Origin of the sequence: Alcanivorax sp. NBRC 102024 (genome assembly GCF_001602235.1) — a bacterium.
Lineage (GTDB): Bacteria > Pseudomonadota > Gammaproteobacteria > Pseudomonadales > Alcanivoracaceae > Alcanivorax.
Map to the genome: position 1 here is coordinate 220468 of NZ_BDAS01000002.1, position 26170 is coordinate 246637.

At 58.1% G+C, this 26170-nt stretch carries 23 protein-coding genes; 14 read left to right on the forward strand and 9 right to left on the reverse strand.

Annotated elements, in window-relative coordinates; all coding sequences use genetic code 11:
- Window positions 1-189 precede the first annotated feature (189 nt).
- The 11 genes from A0251_RS04800 (at window position 190) to hemE (ending at window position 15833) form a co-directional block, all read left to right on the forward strand.
- Entirely contained in the window at window positions 190-1257 is a 1068-nt protein-coding gene (locus A0251_RS04800; protein WP_062815705.1) for a pilus assembly protein PilM, read from the forward strand.
- Complete coding sequence (locus A0251_RS04805) at window positions 1254-1823, forward strand: PilN domain-containing protein (RefSeq protein WP_062815706.1); 570 nt, start codon at window positions 1254-1256, stop codon at window positions 1821-1823. Before A0251_RS04800 ends, A0251_RS04805 begins: the two co-directional genes overlap by 4 nt.
- Window positions 1820-2494 (forward strand): type 4a pilus biogenesis protein PilO, encoded by a 675-nt coding sequence (locus A0251_RS04810; RefSeq protein ID WP_156478244.1) that lies wholly within the window; start codon window positions 1820-1822, stop codon window positions 2492-2494. Before A0251_RS04805 ends, A0251_RS04810 begins: the two co-directional genes overlap by 4 nt.
- Before the next feature lie 10 nt (window positions 2495-2504).
- A complete protein-coding gene (locus A0251_RS04815) occupies window positions 2505-3038 on the forward strand; it encodes a pilus assembly protein PilP (protein WP_062815707.1) in 534 nt (177 codons plus the stop codon).
- Between the two features lie 20 nt (window positions 3039-3058).
- Window positions 3059-5227 carry a type IV pilus secretin PilQ gene (gene pilQ / locus A0251_RS04820; RefSeq protein WP_062815708.1) on the forward strand — a complete coding sequence of 723 codons (2169 nt, stop codon included), beginning with the start codon at window positions 3059-3061 and terminating at the stop codon, window positions 5225-5227.
- A complete protein-coding gene (aroK, locus tag A0251_RS04825) occupies window positions 5224-5757 on the forward strand; it encodes a shikimate kinase AroK (protein WP_082810760.1) in 534 nt (177 codons plus the stop codon). The genes pilQ and aroK overlap by 4 nt, the downstream gene beginning before the upstream one ends.
- Before the next feature lie 143 nt (window positions 5758-5900).
- Window positions 5901-6980 carry a 3-dehydroquinate synthase gene (aroB, locus tag A0251_RS04830; protein ID WP_062815709.1) on the forward strand — a complete coding sequence of 360 codons (1080 nt, stop codon included), beginning with the start codon at window positions 5901-5903 and terminating at the stop codon, window positions 6978-6980.
- Window positions 6970-8568 (forward strand): SPOR domain-containing protein, encoded by a 1599-nt coding sequence (locus A0251_RS04835; RefSeq protein ID WP_231874161.1) that lies wholly within the window; start codon window positions 6970-6972, stop codon window positions 8566-8568. Before aroB ends, A0251_RS04835 begins: the two co-directional genes overlap by 11 nt.
- 143 nt (window positions 8569-8711) lie before the next feature.
- Window positions 8712-13175, forward strand: a complete 4464-nt coding sequence (gene gltB, locus A0251_RS04840) for a glutamate synthase large subunit (RefSeq protein ID WP_062815711.1) — start codon at window positions 8712-8714, stop codon at window positions 13173-13175.
- 11 nt (window positions 13176-13186) lie between these two features.
- Window positions 13187-14608 (forward strand): FAD-dependent oxidoreductase, encoded by a 1422-nt coding sequence (locus A0251_RS04845; RefSeq protein ID WP_062815712.1) that lies wholly within the window; start codon window positions 13187-13189, stop codon window positions 14606-14608.
- 163 nt (window positions 14609-14771) lie between these two features.
- Complete coding sequence (gene hemE / locus A0251_RS04850; RefSeq protein WP_062815713.1) at window positions 14772-15833, forward strand: uroporphyrinogen decarboxylase; 1062 nt, start codon at window positions 14772-14774, stop codon at window positions 15831-15833.
- A 162-nt stretch (window positions 15834-15995) separates the two neighbouring features.
- On the opposite strand, the gene A0251_RS04855 is transcribed toward hemE, so the two are convergent.
- The 9 genes from A0251_RS04855 to A0251_RS04895 form a co-directional block, all read right to left on the reverse strand.
- Entirely contained in the window at window positions 15996-16454 is a 459-nt protein-coding gene (locus A0251_RS04855) for a PaaI family thioesterase (protein WP_062815714.1), read from the reverse strand.
- 188 nt (window positions 16455-16642) lie between these two features.
- Window positions 16643-16984 (reverse strand): 4a-hydroxytetrahydrobiopterin dehydratase, encoded by a 342-nt coding sequence (locus tag A0251_RS04860; RefSeq protein ID WP_062815715.1) that lies wholly within the window; start codon window positions 16982-16984, stop codon window positions 16643-16645.
- Between the two features lie 185 nt (window positions 16985-17169).
- Window positions 17170-17880: a hypothetical protein gene (locus tag A0251_RS04865; RefSeq protein WP_062815716.1), complete on the reverse strand. Its 711-nt coding sequence runs from the start codon at window positions 17878-17880 to the stop codon at window positions 17170-17172.
- Between the two features lie 86 nt (window positions 17881-17966).
- Window positions 17967-18371 carry a hypothetical protein gene (locus A0251_RS04870; protein ID WP_062815717.1) on the reverse strand — a complete coding sequence of 135 codons (405 nt, stop codon included), beginning with the start codon at window positions 18369-18371 and terminating at the stop codon, window positions 17967-17969.
- Window positions 18368-19183: a fatty acid desaturase gene (locus tag A0251_RS04875; RefSeq protein ID WP_231874162.1), complete on the reverse strand. Its 816-nt coding sequence runs from the start codon at window positions 19181-19183 to the stop codon at window positions 18368-18370. The genes A0251_RS04870 and A0251_RS04875 overlap by 4 nt, the downstream gene beginning before the upstream one ends.
- A 165-nt stretch (window positions 19184-19348) precedes the next feature.
- Window positions 19349-20590 carry an acyl-CoA dehydrogenase family protein gene (locus tag A0251_RS04880; RefSeq protein ID WP_062815718.1) on the reverse strand — a complete coding sequence of 414 codons (1242 nt, stop codon included), beginning with the start codon at window positions 20588-20590 and terminating at the stop codon, window positions 19349-19351.
- Window positions 20591-20684: 94 nt separating this feature from the next.
- Entirely contained in the window at window positions 20685-21374 is a 690-nt protein-coding gene (locus tag A0251_RS04885; protein ID WP_062815719.1) for a 2-phosphosulfolactate phosphatase, read from the reverse strand.
- Window positions 21375-21399: 25 nt separating this feature from the next.
- Window positions 21400-21942: a hypothetical protein gene (locus tag A0251_RS04890; protein WP_062815720.1), complete on the reverse strand. Its 543-nt coding sequence runs from the start codon at window positions 21940-21942 to the stop codon at window positions 21400-21402.
- Window positions 21943-22164: 222 nt separating this feature from the next.
- Window positions 22165-22848 carry a ComF family protein gene (locus A0251_RS04895; RefSeq protein WP_231874163.1) on the reverse strand — a complete coding sequence of 228 codons (684 nt, stop codon included), beginning with the start codon at window positions 22846-22848 and terminating at the stop codon, window positions 22165-22167.
- A gap of 87 nt (window positions 22849-22935) precedes the next feature.
- Here A0251_RS04895 and bioB point away from each other — a divergent pair, with 87 nt between their 5' ends.
- The 3 genes from bioB to bioH all read left to right on the forward strand — a co-directional run bounded on the left by bioB (window position 22936) and on the right by bioH (window position 26163).
- A complete protein-coding gene (gene bioB, locus A0251_RS04900) occupies window positions 22936-24099 on the forward strand; it encodes a biotin synthase BioB (protein WP_062815722.1) in 1164 nt (387 codons plus the stop codon).
- 3 nt (window positions 24100-24102) lie between these two features.
- Window positions 24103-25275 carry an 8-amino-7-oxononanoate synthase gene (gene bioF / locus A0251_RS04905; protein ID WP_062815723.1) on the forward strand — a complete coding sequence of 391 codons (1173 nt, stop codon included), beginning with the start codon at window positions 24103-24105 and terminating at the stop codon, window positions 25273-25275.
- Between the two features lie 75 nt (window positions 25276-25350).
- The gene (bioH, locus tag A0251_RS04910; RefSeq protein WP_062815724.1) at window positions 25351-26163 is read left to right on the forward strand and encodes a pimeloyl-ACP methyl ester esterase BioH; all 813 of its coding nucleotides are present in this window, start codon (window positions 25351-25353) and stop codon (window positions 26161-26163) included.
- Window positions 26164-26170: the final 7 nt, after the last annotated feature.

A 26170-nucleotide genomic window follows, 5' to 3' on the forward strand; every position in this document is an offset into this window, starting at 1 on the left:
ACTACTGGCTGGGATCGGTAGAAAGGCCTAGTGGGCCCGTGAAGTGGGTCATTATATGGTGGAAAGGTTGTTGTGATCTAATATCTGTTCTGCTATTACTAGACCTAAAGTGATTCGACATAAAAAACCTGTAAGTGTATCTTTATCAAGAAAAAAACACTTTAATAATAACCAGACGGGACGACAACAGTGCTGCCTTTCCTCAGAAAAAAGGCCCAGACACTCCTGGGGATCGACATCAGCTCCACGGCGGTGAAGCTGCTAGAGCTGTCCAAATCGGGGAACCGCTACAAGGTAGAGAGCTATGGGGTTGAGCCCTTGCCTGCCAATGCGGTTGTCGAAAAAAACATCAGTGACGTGGAGGGCGTCGGGGATGCGATTGCCCGTCTGGTCAGCCGCGCCCGTCCCGGGGCGAAAACCGCGGCGGTGGCAGTGTCCGGCTCTGCCGTGATCACCAAACTGATTGAAATGGATGCCTCTCTCAGCGAAGACGAGATGGAGAGCCAGCTGAAGGTGGAAGCCGACCAGTATATTCCCTTCCCGCTGGACGAGGTCCGCATGGACTTCCAGGTCATGGGGCCTGTTGAAGGTAATGATGAGCGTGTGGAAGTTCTCGTTGCCGCCTCCCGGACAGAAAACGTGGAAATGCGGACCGATGCTCTGGAAATTGGCGGTTTGCAGGCCAAGGCCGTCGATGTGGAAGCCTACGCGATGGAGCGGGCTTTCCAGCTGGTGTTGCCGGGACTGCCCAACGCCGAGGAACTGGAGACCGTCGCTGTCTTCGATATCGGTGCCACCATGACGACCTTGAACGTTTTCCATCAGGGCCGCAGCGTCTACACCCGCGAGCAACTGTTCGGAGGCAAGCAGCTGACCGAAGAAATTCAGCGCCGCTACGGTATTTCCATGGAAGAGGCCGGGCTTGCCAAAAAAACCGGCGAGCTGCCGGATGATTATGAAGCGGAAGTGCTGCAGCCCTTCAAGGATGCTGTGGTTCAGCAGGTCAATCGGTCCCTGCAATTTTTCTATGGCTCCACCCAGTTCAATGAGGTGGACTATATCCTGCTGGCCGGGGGCTCAGCGTCAATCCAGGACCTGGCAGACTTGATTCAAGAGCGAGTGGGCGCCAGCTGTTCCGTGGCCAACCCGTTCAATGATATGGCGCTGGCAAACAAGGTGGGGGCTTCTGCTATTGCCAATGACGCGCCGGCATTGATGATCGCATGCGGTTTGGCATTGAGGAGCTTTGACCAATGACAACAACAATTAACCTGCTGCCGTGGCGGGAAGAGCGCCGCAAGCGCCAGCAACAGGAATTTATCGTTCTTTTGGTGATGGCCGCCGTTTTGGGTGCGGTGCTGTTTTTTGGTTGGAAAAGCGTGGTGGATCAAAAAATTGCTGACCAGCGCGCCAGGAATAGTCATATCCAGACCAAGGCAGCGGAGCTTGATGGGAAAATTAAAGAGATCAAAGAGCTAAAGACCAGAAGAGATGAGCTGGTTGCGAGAATGGAGGTGATACAGAGCCTCCAGGGCAACCGCCCAACAATCGTCTATGTGTTTGATCAGTTGGTCAGGACCTTGCCGGACGGCGTGTTTTATTCAAAATTGAGTCGTATAGGCGATCTTTACACGATCAACGGGATCGCCGAGTCCAATAACCGTATCTCAAGGCTGATGCGTAATCTGGATCAATCTGAATGGTTCAAAGAAGCGAATCTGCAAAATGTAACGGCTCTGGAAGATGGCTCGCAGGCAAACAGCTTTACATTGACGGTTAAGCAAGCCTCCCCGACCAGCAATAATGAGGAAGAAAAACAATGAAAGCCTCTGAGCTGAAAAACATGGATATGCGAGAGCTGATCGAAGAGCTCAATAGTCTCGACTTTGAAAATGTGGGGGGATGGCCTGCGCCAATAAAAGCGGGTGCCGCAGTTCTCGTTTTGATTGCCGTGCTCTTGATGGGCTATTTCCTGGTTATCAAGGATTTAAATGCTGCTCTGGAGCAACAGCAAAGAGAAGAGGCATCGCTACTCAAGAGTTATGAGAATAAAGCTTTTGAGGCGCACAACCTTGATCAGTTCCGGGCGCAGCTTGTCGAAATGGAGCAAACTTTCGGGGCGCTTCTGAAGCAGCTGCCAAAGGATACTGAAGTCCCGGGTTTGCTCGAGGATATTACCCATACCGGATTGGGAAGTGGGATGGAGTTTGAGAAAATCGAACTCAAGGAAGAGGCCGAAAAAGAGTTTTATGCCGAGCTTCCCATCGAGATCAGTGCCTTGGGCGATTATCATGGTTTCGGCTCCTTCGTTTCTGGTGTGGCAGCATTGCCGCGAATTGTGACGCTCCACGATTTTGTGATTGAGTGGCCTACCGATAAAGAAGCCAAGGCTCTGGGCCTGCTGAATATGAATATCACCGCCAAGACGTATCGTTATTCAAGTCAGGACGGCGGTTCTCAAAGTACAGGACCGGCTCGTGGTCAGAATAAATAGGGGGCAGGAGATGTTGGCAAAAAAATATGCAGCGGTTCCTGTTGCGATACTTTTCCTTCTGGGTTTGACGGGGTGTGGAACAGGGGCGAACCTGGGCGAGCTTGAGGCCCGGTTGCAGGAAATAAAGGCGAGGCCAAGAGGACGAATTGAGCCGCCGCCGGAGTTCAAGCCAATTGCAACCTATGCATATGGTGCGCATCAGCTTCGTTCGCCCTTTTCTGCACCTTCCGACCAAGAAATCATGGCTGTACCTGATGGGCGGAAAGTGGAGCCTGACATGGGTAGGCCAAAAGAGTACCTGGAGCGATTCGCTCTGGATGCATTGAAAATGGTAGGTACGATTACCAAGCCGGGAGAATCACTTCAGGCGCTGATAGCTGATCCATCCGGTGCGGTTACCCGAGTCAAGCCAGGGAGCTACATGGGGAAAAACTTTGGCTTGGTGAAGGATGTTTCCGAAAGCAGGGTTAGCCTTATAGAAATCGTGCCAGATGGTCGTGATGGCTGGGTCGAGCGTTCTAGTAACGTCGCCATTTCAGAATAACAGTTGCTGGGGATCCAGTTATGAATATCAAAAAATTGACAACAAAAATGAGCTTCTCCCGGCGCTTGGCGGGCTTTCTCGCTATGGGGGTTTTGTCAGTCTGCAGCTCTTTCGCAGCCGCGGACACTCTCACGTCCATTGAAGCGAATTCTCTGTCCGGCGATGGCATGGAAGTCCGCCTGAAGTTTGATGGTGGTGTGCCCGAGGCAAAAGGTTACAGCATCGAAAAACCCGCCAGAATCGCGTTGGACCTTGTTGGGGCTGATAGTGAAATTGCGGAAAAACAAAAGAACCTTGGAACGGGCAATGCCCGCAGTGTCACCATCGTTGAGGCAAAGGACAGAACTCGGCTTATTTTTAATCTGGACTCGTTGACAGGGTACTCAACCCGGGTTGAAGGGAATGACCTTGTTGTATTGTTGGGCGATGAGCAACGGGAGCCGGCTTCCGGCCAGACCAGTGACGTAGCGGCTGACGATGATGCTTCTGTAGAGAGTGTTGACTTCAGACGCGGCGACAGCGGCGAAGGTCGGGTCATTGTTGGGCTTTCCAAAGCCTCCATACCTGTCGATGTGAAAGAAGAGGGTGGAAGAATTGTTGCCAAATTCGTTGGCGCTGGTGTTGCCAATGAATTGGTCAGAAAACTGGATGTCACTGATTTTGCCACACCAGTCCGAGTTGTGGACACGAAGAGTAGCGATGACAGCGTCGTTGTTACCATTGAGCCAACCGGTACCTGGGAGTATCTGGCGTATCAGGCGGACAATCAGTTCAGCATCAATGTTAAGCCCATTACCCGTGCAGAGGCTGAACGCAAAAACAAGGATGCTTTTGAGTACACCGGTGAGAAGCTGTCTCTGAATTTTCAGGATATCGAGGTGCGGTCGGTTTTACAGCTGATTGCTGACTTCACAGGGTTGAATCTCGTTGCGTCAGATACGGTTGATGGCCGAATTACCCTTCGGCTGCAGAACGTTCCTTGGGATCAGGCTCTGGAGCTGATTCTGAAGACCAAAGGTCTGGATAAGCGTCAGGTGGGCAATGTCTTGCTGGTGGCGCCTGCCGATGAAATCGCTGCGCGGGAACAACTGGAACTGGAAAGCCAAAAGAAAATTGAGGCCCTGGCGCCCCTTCGTACTCAGTTTATTAATATCAATTACGCGAATGCCAGCGATATGAAAGCCTTGATCAGTAATGCTGGTGGCAAAGGTGAGGCGCTGTTATCGGCACGGGGTTCGGTAGTTGTGGACCAAAGGACGAATACGCTGATTATTCAGGATACTCAGGCAAAGTTGCAGGAAGTCAGGGACCTGATCGATACCCTGGATGTGCCTGTTCGGCAGGTGCTGATTGAGGCTCGTGTTGTCGTCGCAAGCAATAACATTGCTGACGAGTTCGGTGTGCGGTGGGGCGGATTGGGTTTCAATACCGAATCAATGTTACAGGATAAAAAGACCTTTGGCTTTTCCGGCCGGCTTCAGTCTCTAAGAAACCTGCATGCAACCAATTTGGATTCTACGGTTGCTCAGGGAACGCCGGCTATTGACCCGGATGATGTGGATTTTGGGCCAGATGATTTTGAATTTGAAGATATTGAGAATGGCGATGACTTGATCGTGGACTTGGGAGTGGACTCAACGGATGCTTCTCGTTTTGCCATTGGTTTCACATCCTTGACATCCGGCCTGATTGAGCTGGAATTGTCCGCCCTGGAGGCTGAAGGGCATGGAGAGTTGGTGGCGACTCCCAAGGTCCTTACCGCCGATCAGCAGCCTGCAATTATTGCCTCCGGGCAACAGGTACCATTTGAGGTTGCCACTGCTTCTGGTGCAACTGCCATTGATTTTGTGGAGGCGGAGCTCAAGTTGGAGGTGACGCCACACATCACTCCGGATGGTAATATCATCATGGAGCTGAAGGTGAACAACGATTCTTTCAACGCGGAAGGTTCAGCTGCCATCAACACCAACCGTGTTGAAACCTCTGTTCTGGTGAATGATGGAGAGACTGTCGTGCTTGGTGGTATTTTCCAGCAAGAAAAGATCAATTCCGTGACCAAGACTCCCTTCCTGGGTGACTTGCCGTGGATTGGCAACTTGTTCAAGAAAACCATCAAGCGTGATAACAAGCAGGAACTCCTGATCTTCATCACTCCCCGCCTGATGAAGGATGCTTTGGCAAATCGGTGACCAAGACGACGAATCCCTCTCTAATACTGGTTGGCCCCATGGGTGCTGGGAAAAGCACCCTGGGGCGCCACCTTTCCCAGATACTGGACTATCCTTTCTTCGATTCTGATCGGGTTATTGAGGAGAAGACGGGGGCGGATATCCCGTGGATCTTCGATATGGAAGGCGAGGCCGGTTTTCGCCGTCGCGAGCAAGAGGCTATTGATGAGCTGACTCGCCAGGATGGTATTGTGTTGGCGACTGGGGGTGGCGTTGTGGTGACGCCAGCGAACAGGGGTATGCTCCATGAGCGCGGCTGTGTGGTCTATCTGTGGACCCCTGTTGACGTTCAGCTTGCCCGCACCCGAAACGACAAGAATCGCCCCCTCCTGCAAACCGCAGACCCGCGCGCCAGACTTGAAGCGCTGTTCGCCGAGCGGGATCCTCTTTATCGACAGGTGTCTCATCACCTGGTATCTACGGCCTCTGGTAACCTGAAAAAGGTGGCGGATGACGTGCTGGCTTGTTTGGCGTCTCACCGACAAGGATAATATGGCCTTGGCTGGCGATTGTTGCATCGAATGAACGGTGCTGACTGAGTGGCCGTCGGCGATGTGGCGCATCGCTTTGTCTGGCCGTCGCCGATGCTTCTCTCTTGCCATCGCCTACCATCCCAATGTCTGTCGGAGATCCAATGCGAACACTTCAGGTGGCCCTGGCCGAGCGTAGTTACCCGATTCATATCGGTGCCGGCTTGCTCGACACCTTCCCTCTTGCCGAGCAGGTGCGCGGCAATCAGGTGATGGTCGTTACCAACGAGACCATTGCCCCTCTGTATCTGGAGCGACTGACCCGGCATTTTTCGGGATGTCAGTGCGATACCCTGGTCCTGCCGGATGGTGAGGCGTTCAAGACGCTGGAAACGCTGGAAAGCATTTTCGATGCGTTGATGGCCAAGCGCCACTCGCGCACGACCACGCTTGTTGCTCTCGGCGGCGGCGTGATTGGCGATATGGTGGGGTTCGCTGCCGCCTGTTATCAGCGTGGGGTGGACTTTATTCAGGTGCCGACGACGTTGCTTGCCCAGGTGGATTCGTCTGTTGGTGGCAAGACCGCCGTCAATCATCCCCGTGGAAAGAACATGATTGGTGCGTTTCACCAGCCGCGCCTGGTGTTGATCGACACGGATGTTCTGGCCTCCCTGCCGCAGCGTGAGCTGGCCGCTGGCTATGCGGAAGTGATCAAGTATGGCCTGATTCGCGACCCGGATTTTTACCATTGGCTGGAAACCAACAACGAAAAGCTGTTGTCCAGAGACACAGAGGCATTGTCTGAAGCGATCTATCGCAGTTGCGATAACAAGGCTCAGGTGGTGGCTGATGATGAAACCGAGCAGGGTAACCGTGCCTTGCTCAATCTGGGTCATACCTTTGGCCATGCCATTGAGACGGCCACGGGTTACAGTCAGTGGTTGCACGGAGAGGCAGTCGCGGTCGGCATGCTCATGGCAGTGAATATGTCGGTCAGGCTGGGCTGGGTAGACGCGGGTTTGGAGGCCGGGCTGGCCGATGTGCTGGCACAATGGCAGTTGCCGGTGGCAACGCCTGCCGGGATGACGCCGGATCAGTTCATGGATCTGATGTCGCTGGACAAGAAAGTACAAAACGGCCAGCTTCGTCTTGTGTTGCTGCGACAGCTGGGTGAGGCTGTGGTCACGGCAGACTATGATGCTGGGGCATTACGCCAGACACTGGAGGCTTTTTGTGGAACATGATGACGACCGTTTTTTCAGTGGTGCATCCCGTGGCGATTATCTGGATGCGCTGACTGCCCATGCCGGACTGGGTTCCGTGGTGGCACTGGAAGGCGATAGCGGTAGCGGTGTCTCTACGTTGCTTGGCCATACAGTGATGGCGTTGCTTGGCGATATGGAAATTGTGCGGATCGACGGCGCGGCGGAGCACAATGCCAACGTGGTCATTGAGTCTTTGCTGCGGCATTTCGATATCGACAGGGCGGCACTTCCTGACAAGCTTCGCGAGACTCTGGCCGACGGCCGGATCCTGGTGGTGGTCGACAACAGTGAGGATCTGCAGGACGACGCGGTCGCTACCATGGCTGCCCTGAAGCAGAAGCTGGGCGCCCGCCTGGGTTATGTGTTCGGGGGACTGCCGGGCACGGTGGAAAAACTCAAGGGCGCGGATCTGGCGCTGGATGATGTGCTCGATCTGCCCTCCCTGGTTGCTGATGACATTCAGGATTTTGCCTGGTTCGTGCTCGGAATCGAGTTGGAGGCGGACGAGGCTGACCGCTTGCGCCATGACAGTGATGGCAATATCGCCCGCCTTCTGGAGCTGCTGCGCAGCCAGGATGCGGGGGCGCCAATGATGATGTCTGCCTCTCGTGAAGAAGAAGCCGGTGTCGAGCCTGCTGCTGCCTTCGCGTCCCGCCCGGCGGATGACGATTCCCAGGAAGAGCTGTCCTTTTCCTCATCGGCAGTGGACGTCGAGGATGAAGACGATACGGAGTTTGATGACCGGGACAGTCCGGAAGAGGGGCAGGATCGTCGCGCCGCGGTGACGCCGCCATGGCGTCATGTGGCAGCGGCTGTTGGCCTGCTCGTTGTGGTGGCGATCGTCTGGTCGGTTTTCTCAGGTGGCAGTGATGACGGCGAGGGCCAAGGGCAATCTCGTGAGCTTGCCTTACCGGTGCCCGAGCAGCCCGCCACGGCAGATGCTGATGCCAGTGGCGCAGACGATGCGCCCACACGTCCGTTGGCCTCTTCCATGGAGCCGGTGGCGAGATTGGAGGACCTGCCGGAACGTCAGTCACCAGAGTCCGAGCCGGAAGCCAATGAGGAAGCGGCCAATGTGTCCCTGACGCCGGTGACGGACCCGGTCATGCAATCCGCCCCTGCTCGTGAGGAGCCTGAGGTGGCAGTGACACAGGAGCCGGCAGCTCAGGAATCTGAGCCTGCGGAGGGGCCAGAAACGCAGCCAGTGTCTGCGCAAGAGCCTGATCAGCCGGATACGGTGCCTGCCAGTGAGCCGGCCCTCAGTGGGCTGGATGCGGAACTGGGCTATCAGCGGGAAGACTGGCTGGCGACCTTGGACGACAGCCGCTGGTTTCTGCAGATTACGGTCACCAGTCAGGAGGCCAGCGCCCGTGGGGTGCTGGATCAGCTGGAGCGCAAAGGGGCCTATTATCGGGCCGAGCGGAACGGGAAATCCGTCTATCTGGTGCTCTCAGGGGACTATTCCAGCCGTCAGGCTGCCCTGGATGCAAAGTCGACGTTGCCTGCAAAGTTGCGCTCAGCGGGGCCTTTTCCCCGCAAGATGGCCGACATTCGCAGCGAGCTCTGAAAACAAAAATGGCCCTTGGGTGACTGTTCAATTTGTCGCTCAAGGGCGCAATGTGTAGAATGCATATCCCTTTTTTGCCGTCACCACTATCCTGACGCCATTCGCCTTCTGTAAGTCTCTGAATTTCAAGAGGAAAGGTTTTGATGCAGCAGAACTCAACGCTGGTGCGGGGGCTCACTGAGCCCGGAGAATTCCGGGACAACTGTGGTTTTGGTCTGATTGCCCATATGGAGGGCAACGCCAGCCACGAGCTTTTGCAAACGGCCATCGAAGCACTGACATGTATGACTCACCGGGGCGGCATTAATGCCGACGGAAAAACCGGTGATGGCTGCGGTCTGTTGCTCAAGAAACCCGATTCTTTCTTCCGCAAGGTTGCGGAGGCCCAGTCCATTACCTTGCCGGAAAACTACGGCGTGGGGATGGTATTCACCCACCCGGACGCGGCCCAGGCTGACGCCCAGAAAGCGGCTATCAATGCCGCGCTGGAAGCCCAGGATGTGCAGGTGCTGGGCTGGCGGGAAGTGCCCACCGACGACGCCTGTCTCGGTGACCTGGCCCGTGCTTCCCTGCCCGGCTTCTGGCAGGTGCTGGTGGCGGCCGACGGCAACACCGAGCAGGAGCTCAACCGCCGCCTGTTCTTTGCCCGCCGCCACGCGGAAAAGGCCATCGAGAACGATGGTTACTTCTACGTCTGCTCCCTGTCGGCCTCGGTGATCTCCTATAAGGGTCTGATGATGCCGGTGGATCTGCCGGCGTTCTTCCCGGATCTGGGTGACAGCGCCATGGAAACCGCCATTGTGGTGTTCCATCAGCGCTTTTCCACCAACACCCTGCCGCAGTGGCCGCTGGCCCAGCCGTTCCGTTACCTTGCCCACAACGGTGAGATCAACACCGTGCAGGGTAACCGTAACTGGGCGCTGGCCCGGGAAAACAAGTTCGAAAACGAACTGCTGCCCGGCCTGGAAGAGCTCAGCCCGCTGGTCAACCGTACCGGTTCCGACTCCTCCAGCATGGACAACATGCTGGAAGTGTTGCTGGCTGGGGGTATGGATCTGTTCCGCGCCGTGCGCATGATGATCCCGCCGGCCTGGCAGAACGTGGAAACCATGGATTCGGATCTGCGTGCCTTCTACGAATACAACTCCATGCATATGGAGCCCTGGGACGGTCCTGCCGGCCTGGTGATGACCGATGGCCGTTATGCGGTCTGTATGCTTGATCGTAATGGTCTGCGCCCGGCTCGCTGGGTAGTGACCAAGAACGGTTTTATTACCCTGGCTTCGGAAATCGGCGTGTACGGCTACAAGCCGGAAGACGTGGTGGCCAAGGGTCGGGTCGGACCGGGCCAGATCCTGGCCGTGGATACCGAAACCGGCGAGGTACTGCACACCAAGGACATCGACAACCGTCTCAAGGTGCGTCACCCCTACCGGGACTGGCTGAAAGGCAATGCCCTGCGCATCGAAGCGGACTACGACCACGAAGTGGAGCGTACCGACGAGGTGGATCTGCAGGACCTGCTGAGCTATCAGAAATTCTTCCAGATCAGCTTCGAAGAGCGCGATCAGGTGCTGCGCCCTCTGGCCGAATCCGGCCAGGAAGCCACCGGCTCCATGGGCGATGACACGCCCATGGCGGTGCTGTCACGCCGTGAGCGTTCCCTGTATGACTACTTCCGGCAGCAGTTTGCCCAGGTGACCAACCCGCCCATCGATCCGCTGCGCGAAGCGATCGTGATGAGCCTGGAAACCTGTGTGGGTGCCGAACGGAACGTGTTCGAGGAAACGGCGGACCATGCCGACCGGGCGATTTTGTCCACGCCGGTGCTGTCCCATTCCAAGTTCACCAACCTGATGAAGATCGATCGTCCCGGATACGATGTGGCCAAGCTGAGCCTGCATTACGATCCGCAGATTGGTCTGCGCAAGGCGGTGGAAAACCTTTGCGAACAGGCTGCCCAGGCGGTCCGCGATGGCAAGGTGATCCTGGTGCTTACCGATCACGGTATTGTCCAGGACAAGCTGACCATCCACGCCTTGATGGCTACCGGCGCGGTGCACCATTCCCTGACCGAAAAAGGGCTGCGCTCCGACGCCAATATCATCGTGGAAACCGCCACCGCCCGTGATTCCCATCACTTCGCTGTGCTGTTTGGTTTCGGCGCCACCGCCGTCTACCCGTATCTGGCCTACGACGTGATCTCCGACATGGTGCGTTCCGGCGAGCTGCTCGGTGATGCGGTGGAACTGCAGAAGAATTTCCGCAAAGGCATCAACAAGGGCCTGATGAAGATCCTCTCCAAGATGGGGATTTCCACCATCACTTCCTACCGGGGTGCCCAGCTGTTTGAAGCCGTGGGTATCGCCAGTGATGTGGTGGATCTGTGCTTCCGGGGTGTGCCCAGCCGTATCCAGGGTGCCAGCTTCGAGGATTTCGAGGCGGATCAGCAGAGCCTGGCCAAGGATGCCTGGAAACAGCGCAAGCCCATTGATGCCGGTGGTATTCTCAAGTACATCCATGGCAAGGAATATCACGCCTTCAATCCGGACGTGATCTACGCTCTGCACCGGGCCACCCAGGACGGTGACTACGATGCCTACAAGGAGTACGCCGAGCTGGTGAACAAGCGCCCGGTGGCGACCCTTCGGGATCTCTTTGCCTTGCGCGATGATGTGGACGCCATTGATGTGGAAGAGGTGGAGCCGCTGGAGAACATCCTGCTGCGCTTCGATTCCGCGGGTATGTCCCTCGGCGCCCTGAGCCCGGAGGCCCACGAGGCCATCGCCACCGCCATGAATCGTCTGGGCGGTCGTTCAAACTCCGGTGAGGGCGGCGAAGACCCGGCCCGTTACGGCACCGAGCGTGTATCCAAGATCAAGCAGATCGCCTCTGGTCGTTTCGGCGTGACCCCGCATTACCTGGTCAATGCCGAAGTGCTGCAGATCAAGGTGGCCCAGGGCGCCAAGCCCGGCGAGGGCGGCCAGCTGCCCGGCGGCAAGGTGAATGCGCTGATCGCGCGTCTGCGTCACTCCGTGCCCGGCGTGACCCTGATCTCGCCGCCGCCGCACCACGATATCTATTCCATTGAGGATCTGGCCCAGCTGATCTTCGACCTCAAGCAGGTCAACCCGGATGCCCAGGTGTCCGTGAAGCTGGTGTCCGAGCCTGGCGTGGGGACCGTGGCCTCTGGTGTGGCCAAGGCCTACGCGGACCTGATCACCATTTCCGGCTACGATGGCGGTACCGCGGCCAGCCCGCTGACTTCCATCCGCTATGCGGGTTCTCCCTGGGAGCTGGGTCTGGCGGAAGCCCATCAGGCCCTGCGTGGCAACGACCTGCGCGACAAGATCCGGTTGCAGACCGATGGTGGTCTGAAGACCGGTCTGGACGTGATCAAGGCGGCCATCCTGGGTGCAGAGTCCTTCGGTTTCGGCACCGTGCCGATGGTGGTGCTGGGTTGTAAGTACCTGCGTATCTGTCACCTGAACAACTGCGCCACCGGCGTAGCGACCCAGCGTGACGATCTGCGCAAGGAGCACTTCATTGGTGCTCCTGAGCTGCTGATCAACTACTTCACCTTTGTGGCCAAGGAAGTCCGTGAGCTGCTGGCGTTGCTGGGCGTGAAAAGCATTCCCGAGCTGATCGGTCGTACCGACCTGCTGAAAGTGCTGGAAGGCGAGACCGTGCGTCAGGGCAAGCTGGATCTGACCCCGATCCTGCGCAACGACCTGGTGCCGGCGGACAAGCCCACCCACTGTCAGGTCAGCCGTAACGAGCCGTTCGACAAGGCGTTGCTGAACCAGAAGATGGTGGAAGACATGTTGACCGCCATCGACAGCAAATCCGGCGGTTCCTTCCACTACGAGATCACCAACTGTGATCGCTCCGTGGGGGCCCGGGTGTCCGGCGAGATTGCCAAGCGTCACGGTAACCTGGATATGGAAACGACGCCGATCAAGGTGCGTTTCACCGGTACCGCGGGTCAGAGTTTCGGTGTGTTCAACGCCGGCGGCCTGCATATGTACATCGAAGGTGATGCCAACGATTACGTGGGCAAGGGCATGGCTGGCGGCAAGCTGGTGATTCGTCCGCCCAATGGCAGCCCGTTCAAGAGCCAGGAAACTGCCATCATCGGTAACACCTGTCTGTACGGGGCGACTGGCGGCAAGTTGCTGGCGGCCGGGACGGCCGGTGAGCGTTTCGGGGTGCGTAACTCCGGCGCCCACGCCGTAGTGGAAGGCGCCGGCGATCACTGCTGTGAGTACATGACCGGCGGTTCCATCACCGTGCTGGGTCGCACCGGACATAACTTCGGTGCCGGCATGACCGGTGGTTTCGCCTTTGTACTGGACGAGGACAACGACTTCTTCGACCGCATCAACCCGGAACTGATCGAACTGCATCGCATCAGCTCCGAAGCCACCGAATCTCACCGCAGTCACCTGCGGGGCGTGATCTCCGATTACGTGCAAGAGACCGGCAGCGAATGGGGCCAGTACATTCTGGATAACTTTGATGCCATGAGCCGCAAGTTCTGGCTGGTTAAGCCCAAGGCCGCAAGCCTGGAAAACCTGCTCAAGAGCACGCGTGCCAATCCGGCATAACGGGGGAGACCATGGCTGAACGTTTGAGCAACAACTTCCAGTTTCTCGACGTGCCCCGGCACGATCCGAAGAAAAAGGACATTGAAGACCGCAAGCACAAGTACGAGGAAATCTACTACCCGTTCGAAACCCGGGAAGTGGAGCACCAGGCACATCGTTGCCTGCACTGTGGCAACCCGTACTGTGAGTGGAAGTGCCCGGTCCACAACTACATTCCCAACTGGTTGAAGCTGATCAGTGAAGGCAACCTGATGGAAGCGGTGGAGCTGAGTCACCAGACCAACTCCCTGCCGGAAGTCTGTGGTCGTGTCTGCCCGCAGGACCGTCTCTGTGAAGGGGCCTGTACCCTGAATGACGGTTTCGGTGCGGTCACCATCGGTGCCACCGAGAAGTACATCACCGACACCGCCCTGGCCATGGGCTGGCGTCCGGACATGTCCAAGGTGGTGTGGACCGACAAGAAAGTCGCCGTGATCGGTGCCGGCCCCGCGGGTATTGGCTGTGCTGACGTGCTGGTACGCAGCGGCGTCAAGCCGGTGGTCTTCGATCGTTATGAGGAAATCGGCGGTCTGCTGACCTTCGGCATTCCCGAGTTCAAGCTGGAAAAACCGGTCATGGCCAAGCGCCGTGAGGTGTTTGAAGGCATGGGCGTGGAATTCCGCCTGGGCGTGGAAGTGGGCAAGGACATCACCATTGATGAACTGCTGGCTGACTACGATGCGGTCTTCATGGGTATGGGTACCTATACCTACATGAAGGGCGGTTTCCCCGGTGAAGACCTGGAGGGTGTGCATGAGGCGTTGCCGTTCCTGGTGGCCAATGCCAACCGCAACCTGGGCTTCGAGAAAGATCCGGCCGACTTCATCGACATGAAAGGCAAGCGTGTTGTGGTGCTGGGGGGTGGTGATACCGCCATGGACTGCAACCGCACCTCCATTCGCCAGCAGGCGGACAGCGTGGTCTGCGCCTATCGCCGCGACGAAGAGAATATGCCCGGTTCCCGTAAGGAAGTGGCCAACGCCAAGGAAGAAGGCGTGCAGTTCCTGTTCAACCGTCAGCCCATCGAAGTGGTGGGAGAAGACGGCAAGGTCACCGGCGTGAAAGTCGTGGAAACCAAGCTGGGCGAGCCGGACAACAACGGTCGTCGTCGTCCCGAACCGATCCCGGGCAGTGAGGAAATTCTGCCGGCGGATGCGGTGATCGTGGCCTTCGGTTTCCGTCCCAGTCCGGCGGACTGGTTCGAGCCCAAAAATGTGGCTACGGACGATTCCGGTCGTGTGCAGGCGGCGGAAGAGCAGGAATTCCCGTTCCAGACCAGCAATGAGAAGATCTTTGCCGGCGGCGACATGGTGCGCGGCTCCGACCTGGTGGTGACCGCCATCTGGGAAGGGCGCGAAGCGGCCAAGGGTATTCTTGATTATCTGGATGTATGAATCCGGTCAGGCATCTGATGTCTGACGCAGGATGCAAAAGGCCCGCATTGCGGGCCTTTTTGTTATGCGCACAGAGCCCGGAATAGGGTAAAGTGCGGGGTTCTGTAATGTGTTTCAGGGCGACCGGCGTCAGGCGTCCGATGTCAGACCGATAGGATCAATAATGACTTTCGCACCCCTCCAAAACGACCGTTTTCTGCGTGCTCTGAATCGTGAACCCGTTGATCAGACACCGGTGTGGATGATGCGCCAGGCCGGGCGTTATTTGCCGGAATACCGGGCCAGTCGCGAGCATGCCGGCTCGTTCATGGATCTGTGCCAGAACGCGGATCTGGCCTGCGAGGTCACCCTGCAGCCACTGGAGCGGTACCCGCTGGATGCCGCGATTCTGTTCTCGGATATCCTGACCATCCCCGATGCCATGGGCTTGGGGCTGTATTTCGAGACCGGCGAAGGGCCGAAATTCCGCAAGGTCGTGCGTACAGAGGAAGACGTGGCGGCGTTGCCAATCCCGGATGCGGAAAGCGACCTGGGTTATGTGATGAAGGCGGTGAGTACCATTCGTGGCGCGCTCAATGGCCGGGTTCCCCTGATCGGCTTTTCCGGAAGCCCCTGGACCCTGGCCACCTATATGGTCGAGGGTGGCTCCAGCAAGGACTTTCGCCATCTCAAGGGTATGGTCTACAGCCAGCCAGAGTTGGCTCACGCCCTGCTGGACAAGCTGGCACAGTCGGTGACTTCCTATCTCAACGCCCAGATTCGTCATGGTGCGCAGGCAGTACAGATCTTTGACACCTGGGGCGGCGCCCTGTCCGCGGAGGCCTACCAGCAGTTTTCCCTGAAATACATGCAGCAGATCGTTGACGGCCTGATCCGCGATCACGAAGGCCGCAAGGTGCCGGTGATCCTGTTTACCAAGAACGGCGGCCTGTGGCTGGAATCCATGGCAGCGAGCGGCTGTGATGCCCTGGGACTGGACTGGACCATCAACATCGGTGAAGCCCGTCGTCGTGTCGGCCACAAGGTGGCCTTGCAGGGCAATATGGACCCGGCGGTGCTATACGCTTCCCCGGATGCGATCCGTGCGGAAGTGAAGCGAATTCTTGAGGATTTTGGTGACCACCCGGGCCATATTTTCAATCTGGGGCACGGTATTACCCCGCAGGTGGATCCGGCCCATGCCGGCGTCTTTATTGACGCTGTGCAGGAATTCAGCAGGAAATAACAAGGCGATAAGCGACGAGCTGTAAAGCGAATCCCCGGGTTCCGGAAGTCAAGTTTCGAAAGACAAGACCAAGCTTGCGTTGCGCTTCTTTCAACTCGTGTCCCGACACCCAGGGGGCGCGCGTTGTATCTCCAGGATCTCAGGGGCGCGCCGGAAATCGGGTCACGCGCCAATCTTGCGCATCTGATACACGTTATGTGAGATGGCAACCACCTCGCCATTGGCGTCTTTCAATTCCACGTCCCACTCGAAATCGCACTTGCCCACCTCTTCCGTGGTGCTTTCGATGCGTGCAATTTCCTCTTCACTCAGGGTGATCTCCACGGTGATATCCGTGGTGGCCGGGCGGCGGAAGCGGATCGACATGTCCTTGACGATGGGGTAGAAGCGTTTGCTGTCGAAGGAAGTCAGGTAGATCACTCCGCCGGGCAGTTCGGCGATGGTGTAGAGGGCGCCCGCATACATGATGCCCACATGATTAAGATTGGGTTCAAGGGGCATCATCATTTTGCAGTAGCCCCGTTCCACATCCAGGGTTTTCACCCCGCAGCGCTCCACAAACGGAAAGGTCTTGTCACTGGCGGCTTTGATCAGGGTTTTCTGTTCTTCAGAAAGGGCCATGCTGTTTCTCCTTCAGTTGAGAAGAATGCTAGCAAAGGCAACGGCGGTTGCCGCAAGCCGTTTTGATCATGGCGGTGGAGGAAATGGTCAGGGCAGCGAAATACGGTGGGCGAGGCACGAGGTACGAGGAGCGAAAGGCAAAACCGGTTTCTCTCTTCGAAACTCGTACCTCGAAACGCGCTTCTCAGTTAGTCGTTGAGCAGCGCGTCGGTTTTGGCAGCACAGATAAAATCATTGCGGTGGAGGCCGCCAATCTTGTGGGTCCACCAGGTGACGGTGACCTTGCCGTACTCGGTGAGGATGGCGGGGTGATGGCCCTCATCTTCAGCCAGTTCGGCCACGCGATTGGTAAAAGTCAGTGCCTCGGCAAAATCGCCGAACGGGAACACCCGTTGCAGTTTCTCAATACCGTCTTCTTCCACCAGAATCCAGTCTGGGATCTGGCCGTGTAACTCCTGGCGTTCCTGATCGGTTACCCGGGGAGCATCGGCTCGGCATGCGTCGCAGCTCTGTTGTGTCAATGAAGTCATAACAGCACGAATCGTTTTGAGGATGAATTTCAACAGCGACAGACCCGTAAAGAGGGTCTGGGCGCTGTTTCTTGTATGCGCCGTCAGCCCGGCGTCGCATCATTCTGAAACGCGGGCTACACAGGTTTAGTAAACACCTTGTCGGGCGCTTGTTGCAACGTCAGGCGCTTACGACGCAACGAATATCAGGCAGGTTCACACAACCGGATCGGATCGCCGCTGGTGCCGCCGGGAGCCATTTTCTTCAGCAGTCGACGCAGCTTTTCCATGTCCGTGTCGTCGCGGACGCGACCGGGAATTTCCATGCCGTCAGCCAGATTCAACAGTACCGCCTTCATTTTCTCGGGCATCAGTACCGGTTGGCGATGCTGCAGCACATAGATACGATCCCCGCGCTTGAACAGCATGAAGCCGTAGTAGTAAGTCCCGTTCTCCACTTCGCTGTCTTTGACCTGGGCGGCATCCACATTGATGCCGATAATGGCGAACAGGGCGCGGGGATCGGCGTCTTCCAGGAATTCCCGGTAGGAGGCTTCCGCACTGGTAATCATGGGGGCCTTGGCCACCACTTCACGCAGGTAGCTGTTCAGGGTCAGGTTGAGCAGGGTCAGATCGGAGGCAAACCGTGGTGCCTGGATCATCGGATGGTCTTCGGCGCTCAGGTAATCAACGCGAAACAGTCGCCCGCTCCCGTCCCAGAAGGTGGTGGAACCACCCTGACGGTCACATCGTTCGTCGAGCACCACTTCACCCCGGAAGGTGTTGATGCTCATATCCAGAATATAGGCGCCGGCGGGAGAGAAGTAGTAATCCCCTTGTCGTTCGCCCTGCAGATTCTGGCAGCTGGCGAGCAGTAGGGTGCAGATCAGTAACGCGGCAGTTTTGATTGTTTTCATTATTCGCCCCGGATGAAAAAAGCAGGTCGATCATAGCACAACCAGCCGGATGTGCAGCGATTGGCAGTGATCTTCAGGGCTTATTGTCAGAGCACCGGCAAGTCCGCCAACGGGATCACGGTTTTCCGGGGGTTGCTCTTGCGGCTGCGGTTATAGTGCCAGGTGGCCTGGTGAGGCTTGTCGTAGATTCTGGCTGGCAATTCCGTGATGGGGGTCCGGCAGGCGCTGATCTTGCTGGCCGCCTGGTTGAAGCGGGCAAGCAATTCGGTGGCAATGGGGCTCTGGCGAAGCGTCACGGCCTCGCTGCATTGCTGACCCTCGTCAGCTTGCAGGTAGTTCACTGCCGGTGAAATCAGTACATATTGCTGCAGCTGTCGCTGGCTGGCGTCAACCACCTCAATGCACTGGTGGACCCAGTAGTAATAACAATCCTGGGCCCGGGCGACTGCCGCGCAGCCCATGATCAGGAAAACCAGCAATACGCGGATCATGAGGGAATCCCCTCGCGCTGCTGGCGGGCGGGTTCCCACTGCAGCAGGACGTTGTCGGTGATCAGGTGGTCGGGGATGCGGTGGCGGATCTTGTCATGGAGTTGTGGCAACTGACTCCAGTGGATGCCGGGCAGCATATGATGCGCGGTGTGGTAGCCCAGATTCCAGGATGGCAGGTTGTAGCGCTTCAGTTCCACATTCCGTGATGCGTGGTAGTGGTCGTCAAAACCGGTGCCGGCGTGCTGGCCGTAGGTATTGTCCAGCAGCATGAACAACATGGCCGCCATGGGCAGGACGAAAAGAATGACGGCGTTCCGCGGGTCGTACAGCAGCGCCAGAAGCAGGGGCAGGTTTGCAAGTACCAACAAACGGAGAAAGCGCCGGTATAACTGAGGGTGCTTTTGTCCGATCCGATGAATTTCCGGGTAGACCTTCAGGGTGTTGACCAGTACATAGCGCCAGCGGGGCATCAGCGAGCCATCCGCCTGCTGCCAGGACGAGGGGTCCTGTTCCGGGTCCAGGTAGTGCTTGTGGTGGCCGATATTGTGATGCAGGGTCCAGCTCAGGGGGCTGGTGCCGGTCTGCAGGTAGAGAATGCATTCGAAAAGCCGGTTCAGTGGCTTTTTCACAAACACATTCACATGGTGATGATTGTGGCAGATGGCGCCACAGGACACCTGAATGGGCAGCAGTGCCAGCATGGCCAGCCAGGTCGTCAGGCCCTCGCTGTAAAAGAAAAGGCCCAGTTGAATGGCAAACACCGCCAACACCAGGGCTACTGCGGCACGATCAGCCCTATAGCGTACTAACATCTCAACCACCCAGGCTGATTTCTCAGCCTTTACTACGAATAATGGTTGAGTTTATGCCGTAATCCAGAGCGTGATGAAGACCACAAAAACCATTCTGCCGGGCGCAAAGGTCAATATGCTGATATTGCGCCAAGCAGAATGCTTACATCATTTGTGGTCAAAGGCTTACAGGCGACCCAGCAGATCCCTGGCAATGGCGATGATCTGCATTTCGTCGGTCCCCGCGTAGATCTGCAGGATTTTGGCATCACGCATCAGCTGTTCCACCCGTGACTCACGCATGTAGCCGTAGCCGCCGTGAATTTGCACCGCTTCGGTGGCTACCTCCATGGCTGCCTGGGCGGCATAGAGTTTCATGGCCGAGGCTTCTGCCAGGGTCATCTGCTGGCCCGCAGCAGTCATTTCGATATAGCGGAATACCATGTTCTGCAGGTTGGTGCGGGCCACTTCCATTTTGGCCAGCTTGAGCTGAATCAACTGGTTCTGGCCGATGGACTTGCCGAACTGGACCCGGTCATGGGCGTACTGGGTGCTTAGTTGCAGCGCCCGTTCCACCATACCCAGTGCCATGGCGGCCACGCCGGCGCGTTCCTGCATGAAGGTGCCCTTGGCGCCGCTGCGGCCGTAACCGTCCTCGCTGCCGCCCAGCAGCCGGTCGGCGCCCACCTTCACATCGGACAGGAACAGTTCACCGGTGGGCGAGGAGCCGATTCCCATCTTCTTGAAGGGTTTGGACTGCTCAAGGCCCTCCATGCCGCTGTCGAGGATGAAAGAGACAATCTTGCGCTGGTCGGCGGGCACGCCCTCTTCATCCAGCTTGCAAATCAGGATAATGGTATCCGCATAGGGACCGTTGGTGATCCAGGTCTTGCTGCCGTTGATGATATAGCCGCCATTGCCGTCGCGTCTGGCCAGCGTCTTCATCTGTCCGAAGGCGTCGGAGCCGGCATTCGGCTCGGAAATTGCCCAGGCGCCCACCTTTTCCAGGGTGAGCAGGGGCAAGGCCCAGCGCTCTTTCTGCTCGATGGTGCCCTTGCTCATGATGGCGCCACCGCCAAGCCCCATGGACACCCCCATGGCCGTGACAAGCCCCTGGGCATGTTTGCAGATTTCAATAATGGGGATCATGCGCATGGCCGCCTCCTCGCCGGCCATGGCAGAAGGGCCGTCTTTTTTCTTTTCCTCGATGGTTTCCCCGGCGGCAATGGCTTTCTCACGGGCCAGCTGTTTCTCGAAAGACTGCTTGGCCATGACATCCATGCCGAAGGTCTTGATCAGCTTGCGGAGGATGTCGTAAGGCGGAACGCCGTTGTATTCGATGTCATCCAGTTGCGGCACAATTTCTTTTTCCACGAAATCGCGCACCATTTTCTGGATCATCTGTTGTTGTTCGGACCACTGGATCATGGGGCTGCCCTGTCTGTTGAATTGGTCTCAACAGTAGCAAGGCCGTGATGGGTGCCGCATTGATCAAAAAGAACGGAAACCTTGACGTACGGGGTCAGTCCTGTGGCGCCGGGTGGGCGGTGATGCAGGGAATCGGATCAAAGCGGACCCGCATGATCAGGGCGCCGGGCCCATCGCTGCTGGCGGCGGCTTCGATGTCCTCGGGACGCAGGCGGGGGTGCGTGCCGTCATAGAATTTTTTGGCGGCCCGGGCGTTCAGGGTCCGCTCGCGGGCATTGGCGTAGCTCACGCCCTCGCCGCCCAGCAGGTGTCGCATGTACTCCGCACAGGCCACGTCTTCATCTCCCGTGGGGTGCGAGGCGACCAGTACCACGGTGGGTGGGTTCTGCTGCCGCAGATAGTTGACGGTGGCTTCCGCATTGACCAGGCCGGCCACCAGGACTTCCTTGCTGTCCTGGGCCTTCAGGGTGGCCACTACACCATTGGTGGTTCGCAGGATCAGCTCGCGATCCTGCAGGTCCGCCTGGTCGATTTCCCAGGGGGAGTTGCCAAAATCGAAGCCCTTGATTGGCAGCGCGTCCACTTCACCAGCCAACAGGGCGTCGGGCAGGTGCTCGTCACGCAGGGCAAAGGCCTGCTCCGCATTGGCCACCGGCCAGATACAGCGCAGTCCCCGGCGGAAGGCGTGATGGCTGGTGGTGAACGCCCGGATCACGTCGATCACCACAGTGATGCCGTGGATGTTGTGGGGCGGGTTATGTCCTTGGGCAATATGGACTTCCATGAATGATCCTTTCCCGGGAGACGTGTCAGAACAGTAAGCCCACGCCCCAGGTTGCGTTGTCGAAAATTTCCTCGTCACTGTCCTGATATTGCTCGACCGCAATGGTAAAGGTGATGCGGTCGCCCAAGGTCATACGGTCCTTGGGGGTGCGCTTGCCAGTAAAGAAATCCACCACCGAGCGGTAATTGAAATCGGAACGGAAGCGCAGCAGATCGCCGTGGTTACCGTAGCCGTATTGAATCTGGACGATGCGACCGAAACCGATACCGGCGTAGGCATTGTTGACCCGTTCCCCATCCGCTGCAGACAGGTCGTCTTCCCGCTGGTCAGAGCGTAGCGGGGAGTCGCCGAATTTTTTGGTGCCGATGCCTGCATTGATGGCCACGCTGGTGTAGTTGGCGTCCACAAAGAAACCGGTGTCCACATTTTCGGTGGGGTCGACACGGCCCACCGAGACAACGGTGCCACGGATCAGGGTAACACCGCTATAGCGGTCTTCCGCATAAGCATGGCTGGCAAAGGTAGTGGACAGAAAAAACAGGGTTATCGCGCTTATTATTGTTCTCATGGGTATCCCTCCGTGAACCGGCAGGCTGTTGAAAAGCCCCTGGCGTACTCGTTATGGCCGTTCTTGAAGGTGAGCGTTTCGATGGGTGGACAGACACCTTCAAAGTTGTGCCCCTTTTTCCTCAAGGGGGCGATGCTGCAACTGCTGGGCATCATTATGCCTAACAGGCAGGTGAAATACAGCGCATAAGGCGGCGTTTGCGCAGTGAGCGCAATTGCGCATTTAACGCTCCGGTGTCCGCGCCAGGGTCCACACCCGTACTTCCGCGGCACCCTGGCGCAGCAGGCAATCGCTGGCGGCGCGGGCGCTGCTGCCGGTGGTCATGACGTCATCCACCAGTATCAGCCTCAGACCACTGACCGGTCGTGTACAGGCGAAGGCGCCGCGAAGATTGCGTTGCCGCTGGCTACGACTGAGGCCCTGCTGCATGGGGGTCGATTGGCGACGTTGCAATGCCGGTAAGCAGGGTATTTTCCACAGCGTCGCCAGGCGGTCGGTCAGTCGCTGGCTCTGGTCAAACCCCCGCCACCAGCGACGGTACCAATGCGCGGGGAGGGGGCACAGGGCATCCATCTCTGGCCAGGGGCAGGGTGTGTCCGTCAGCAATTTTTCGATGCCCCTTTCGGCGACCAGGTCACCGCGGTACTTGTAGCGACGAATCAAGTGATCCAGCGGGAAACGGTAATGCAGCGGGGCCTGACTGACGGTAAAGGATGGTGGGCGCTTCAGGCAGCGCCCGCATAGCGGAGCAGGGAGGGTGTTGCCGGGATCACCGGCGGGGTGGGGCAGGCCGCATCGGCACAGCGGGCCATCCAGACGGGCCAGCATTGCCAGGCACAGCGGACAAACCGGGGAGCGCTGTGTCTGGCCGCAGAGCAGGCACTGGCAGGATTGGTTGAAAATCATACTGCAGTAAACTTTTGTTGCCTCTATCAAGTTGACAGATGCCATGTTGCTCCCTAGCCTGCTTGGATTCCCGAATGGAGAAGAAGCATGCCCGCAACCGCCAGCCCCGCCCAATCGTCAGCTTCTGACGTTGCTGTACGCCATGACTGGAAACGCAGTGAGATCGACGCCCTGTTTGCCCTGCCATTCAACGATTTGCTGTTTCAGGCAGCCAGCGTGCATCGGGCCCATTTCGATCCCAATGCGGTGCAGGTGAGTACGCTGCTGTCGATCAAGACCGGGGCCTGCCCGGAGGACTGCAAATACTGCTCCCAGTCCGGCCACTACAACACCGAGCTGGAAAAGGAAAAGCTGCTGGAAGTGGCGCGGGTAGTGGAAGAAGCCCGGGCCGCCCGTGACAAGGGCGCCTCGCGTTTCTGTATGGGCGCCGCCTGGCGTAGCCCCCGCGACAAGGACATGCCCTATGTGCTGGACATGGTGCGGCAGGTGAAATCCCTGGGGCTGGAAACCTGCATGACCCTGGGCATGCTGGATCCGGGACAGGCGGAAGCGTTGGCGGATGCCGGCCTCGATTACTACAACCACAACCTGGACACCTCGCCGGAATACTATGGCCAGGTCATTACAACCCGCACCTATAACGACCGACTCTCTACCCTGGCCAACGTGCGCGATGCGGGCATGAAAGTGTGCTGTGGCGGTATCGTTGGCATGGGCGAGCAGCGTGATGACCGGGTCGGTCTGCTGCAGCAGCTTGCCAATCTGCCGCACCATCCGGAATCCGTGCCCATCAATATGCTGGTGAAGATCGAAGGGACACCGCTGGCGGATGTGGATGATCTGGACCCGTTCGAGTTTGTCCGCACCGTGGCGGTGGCCCGTATTCTGATGCCGGAATCCTATGTGCGCCTGTCCGCCGGTCGCCAGGAGATGAATGATGAGGCCCAGGCCCTGTGTTTCCTGGCCGGTGCCAATTCCATCTTCTACGGCGAGCGGTTGTTGACCACGGACAACCCGGAAGCCAGCCACGACAAGCAGCTGTTCAACAGGCTGGGCATTCACCCTCTGGACCTCCGCCATGAAGCCTCCGACGAGGCCCACGAAGAGGTGATCAAGGCCCAGGTGGCCGAGCAACAGGCAGAAGACGCCGGGCTGTTCTATAACGCCATGGCGCAGAGCGAGGGCGGCAAACGACCGGCCAAACATGTGCTGGACAAGGACACCGGCCGTCCCGCTGCCACCGAACATTGAGCCATGGCTTTCGATCTGGCTGCCGACCTGGCGGCCCGCCGTGAGCAGCACCGTTACCGCGAACCCGTGATTCAGGACGGTCCCTGTGGCCGTTATGCGGTGGTCGAAGGACGCCGCTATCTGAATTTTTGCAGCAACGACTACCTGGGGCTGGCCAATGATCCGGCGGTGATCAACGCCTTTCAGGGGGCCGTGGCAGACTGGGGCGTGGGCAGTGGTGCCTCCCACCTGGTCTGCGGCCACCAGCGCCCCCACCAACAGCTGGAAGAGGCGCTGGCCGATCATGTCGGTCGCGAAAGCGCGTTGCTGTTTTCCAACGGTTACATGGCCAATCTGGGGGTGATGACCGCCTTGCTGGGCAAGGGCGATGCGGTTTTTCATGATCGCCTGAACCATGCCTCCCTGCTGGATGGCGGGTTGCTCAGTGGCGCCCGGTTTCGCCGTTTTGCCCACAACGATGCATCCGCCCTGCGGGGTCAGCTGCAGCGCAGTAATGCGCGCCGCAAGCTGGTGGTCACTGACGGTGTGTTCAGTATGGATGGCGACGTGGCGCCGTTGTCTGACTATGCCGCTGCCTGCGAAGACAATGATGCCTGGTTGATGGTGGACGATGCCCATGGTCTAGGCGTACTGGATGACCAGGGGCGTGGCAGTGTCGTTGCACAGGGCGTCAATGAGCGAGTGCCGGTATTGATGGGCACGCTCGGCAAGGGGCTGGGTACCGCCGGTGCCTTTGTGGCTGGCAGCCATGCATTGATCGAGACCCTGATACAATTCGCGCGCACCTATATCTATACCACCGCCATGCCGGCAGCGGTGGCGTCAGCCACCCTGGTGAGTCTGTCCAAGGCCCGTGAAGAGCATTGGCGTCGCGAAAAACTGGTTGTGTTGATTCAGCGTTTTCGGGCCGGAGCCGCGCAATTGGGTTTCACCCTGATGGACTCGGCTACCCCGATCCAGCCCTTGCTGATCGGCGCTGATCAGCAGGCCATGGCCCTCAGCCAGCAACTGCGCGAGCAGGGCTTTCTGATCACCGCCATTCGCCCGCCCACAGTGCCGGACGGGCAAGCCCGGTTGCGGGTCACCCTGTCGGCGGCCCATGAAGAAAGCGACGTGGATGCGTTGCTGGCGGCGCTGGAAAAGGTCGGATGTCTGACGTCTGACGTCGGACGCTAACCACGATAACCGGATTATGTTGTTTGTTTTTGTCGTCAGACCTCCGACGTCAGACGTCTGACCAAAGGAACTCGAATGCCCAAGCTGATCCCTTTCCATAACACCTACAAAGCCACTGGCGTCGCGGATGCGGATGCCCAGGACGTGGTGCTGATCCATGGTTGGGGTCTGCATGCCATTGTCTTTGACGACATTGTGCCGGCATTACTGGAGCGGTTCCGGGTCACCGTGGTGGATCTGCCGGGCATGGGGCAAAGCCCGCTGCCCAATGATGACTACACCCTGGACTTCCTCGCCGACCAGGTGTTGGCCATCATGCCGGAACAGGCCCATCTGCTGGGCTGGTCCCTGGGGGGGCTGGTGGCACTGGCCATGGCCGAGAAGGCGCCGCAGCGGGTGCAGTCCGTGGTCACCGTGGCCACCTCGCCGCGCTTTACCGCGGCAGCGGGCTGGGAGCCGGCCATGAAGGCGGACATCCTGGCCAAGTTTGCCGAGCTGTTTGATGAAGATAATGAAGGCACCCTGGTGCGCTTCCTGGCCCTCAACTGCAAGGGAAGCGTGGCCATGCGTGAGGACACGGCGCGCTTGAAGGAAATTCTCTATTTTTGTGGTTTGCCTGCCCCCAGGGCGTTGCGCGGCGGGCTCGATATCCTCCGCGATACGGATCTGCGTGACACCCTGTCAGCGTTGCCCATGCCGGTGCTGATGGTGTTTGGTGAGCACGACCATATCGTACCGGCGGCGGCCATGGCAGCGGTGGAACCCCTGATCCAGAACGGTCGCACCGCACTGATCGAGCAGGTGGCCCATGTGCCTTTCCTGTCCGCTCCCGATACCTTTACCCGGGCGGTCTATGACTTCTATCGCGACCATCAACTGGTCCACTGAGGCTGCT

What these genes read in the sequence shown, in the direction of transcription:
- A0251_RS04805 (WP_062815706.1), top strand. Translation starts at nt 1,254, where the DNA reads ATGACAACAACAATTAACCTGCTGCCGTGGCGGGAAGAGCGCCGCAAG.
- A0251_RS04810 (WP_156478244.1), top strand. Translation starts at nt 1,820, where the DNA reads ATGAAAGCCTCTGAGCTGAAAAACATGGATATGCGAGAGCTGATCGAA.
- A0251_RS04815 (WP_062815707.1), top strand. Translation starts at nt 2,505, where the DNA reads ATGTTGGCAAAAAAATATGCAGCGGTTCCTGTTGCGATACTTTTCCTT.
- pilQ (WP_062815708.1), top strand. Translation starts at nt 3,059, where the DNA reads ATGAATATCAAAAAATTGACAACAAAAATGAGCTTCTCCCGGCGCTTG.
- aroB (WP_062815709.1), top strand. Translation starts at nt 5,901, where the DNA reads ATGCGAACACTTCAGGTGGCCCTGGCCGAGCGTAGTTACCCGATTCAT.
- gltB (WP_062815711.1), top strand. Translation starts at nt 8,712, where the DNA reads ATGCAGCAGAACTCAACGCTGGTGCGGGGGCTCACTGAGCCCGGAGAA.
- A0251_RS04845 (WP_062815712.1), top strand. Translation starts at nt 13,187, where the DNA reads ATGGCTGAACGTTTGAGCAACAACTTCCAGTTTCTCGACGTGCCCCGG.
- hemE (WP_062815713.1), top strand. Translation starts at nt 14,772, where the DNA reads ATGACTTTCGCACCCCTCCAAAACGACCGTTTTCTGCGTGCTCTGAAT.
- A0251_RS04855 (WP_062815714.1), bottom strand. Translation starts at nt 16,454, where the DNA reads ATGGCCCTTTCTGAAGAACAGAAAACCCTGATCAAAGCCGCCAGTGAC.
- A0251_RS04860 (WP_062815715.1), bottom strand. Translation starts at nt 16,984, where the DNA reads ATGACTTCATTGACACAACAGAGCTGCGACGCATGCCGAGCCGATGCT.
- A0251_RS04865 (WP_062815716.1), bottom strand. Translation starts at nt 17,880, where the DNA reads ATGAAAACAATCAAAACTGCCGCGTTACTGATCTGCACCCTACTGCTC.
- A0251_RS04870 (WP_062815717.1), bottom strand. Translation starts at nt 18,371, where the DNA reads ATGATCCGCGTATTGCTGGTTTTCCTGATCATGGGCTGCGCGGCAGTC.
- A0251_RS04875 (WP_231874162.1), bottom strand. Translation starts at nt 19,183, where the DNA reads ATGTTAGTACGCTATAGGGCTGATCGTGCCGCAGTAGCCCTGGTGTTG.
- A0251_RS04880 (WP_062815718.1), bottom strand. Translation starts at nt 20,590, where the DNA reads ATGATCCAGTGGTCCGAACAACAACAGATGATCCAGAAAATGGTGCGC.
- A0251_RS04885 (WP_062815719.1), bottom strand. Translation starts at nt 21,374, where the DNA reads ATGGAAGTCCATATTGCCCAAGGACATAACCCGCCCCACAACATCCAC.
- A0251_RS04890 (WP_062815720.1), bottom strand. Translation starts at nt 21,942, where the DNA reads ATGAGAACAATAATAAGCGCGATAACCCTGTTTTTTCTGTCCACTACC.
- A0251_RS04895 (WP_231874163.1), bottom strand. Translation starts at nt 22,848, where the DNA reads ATGATTTTCAACCAATCCTGCCAGTGCCTGCTCTGCGGCCAGACACAG.
- bioB (WP_062815722.1), top strand. Translation starts at nt 22,936, where the DNA reads ATGCCCGCAACCGCCAGCCCCGCCCAATCGTCAGCTTCTGACGTTGCT.
- bioF (WP_062815723.1), top strand. Translation starts at nt 24,103, where the DNA reads ATGGCTTTCGATCTGGCTGCCGACCTGGCGGCCCGCCGTGAGCAGCAC.
- bioH (WP_062815724.1), top strand. Translation starts at nt 25,351, where the DNA reads ATGCCCAAGCTGATCCCTTTCCATAACACCTACAAAGCCACTGGCGTC.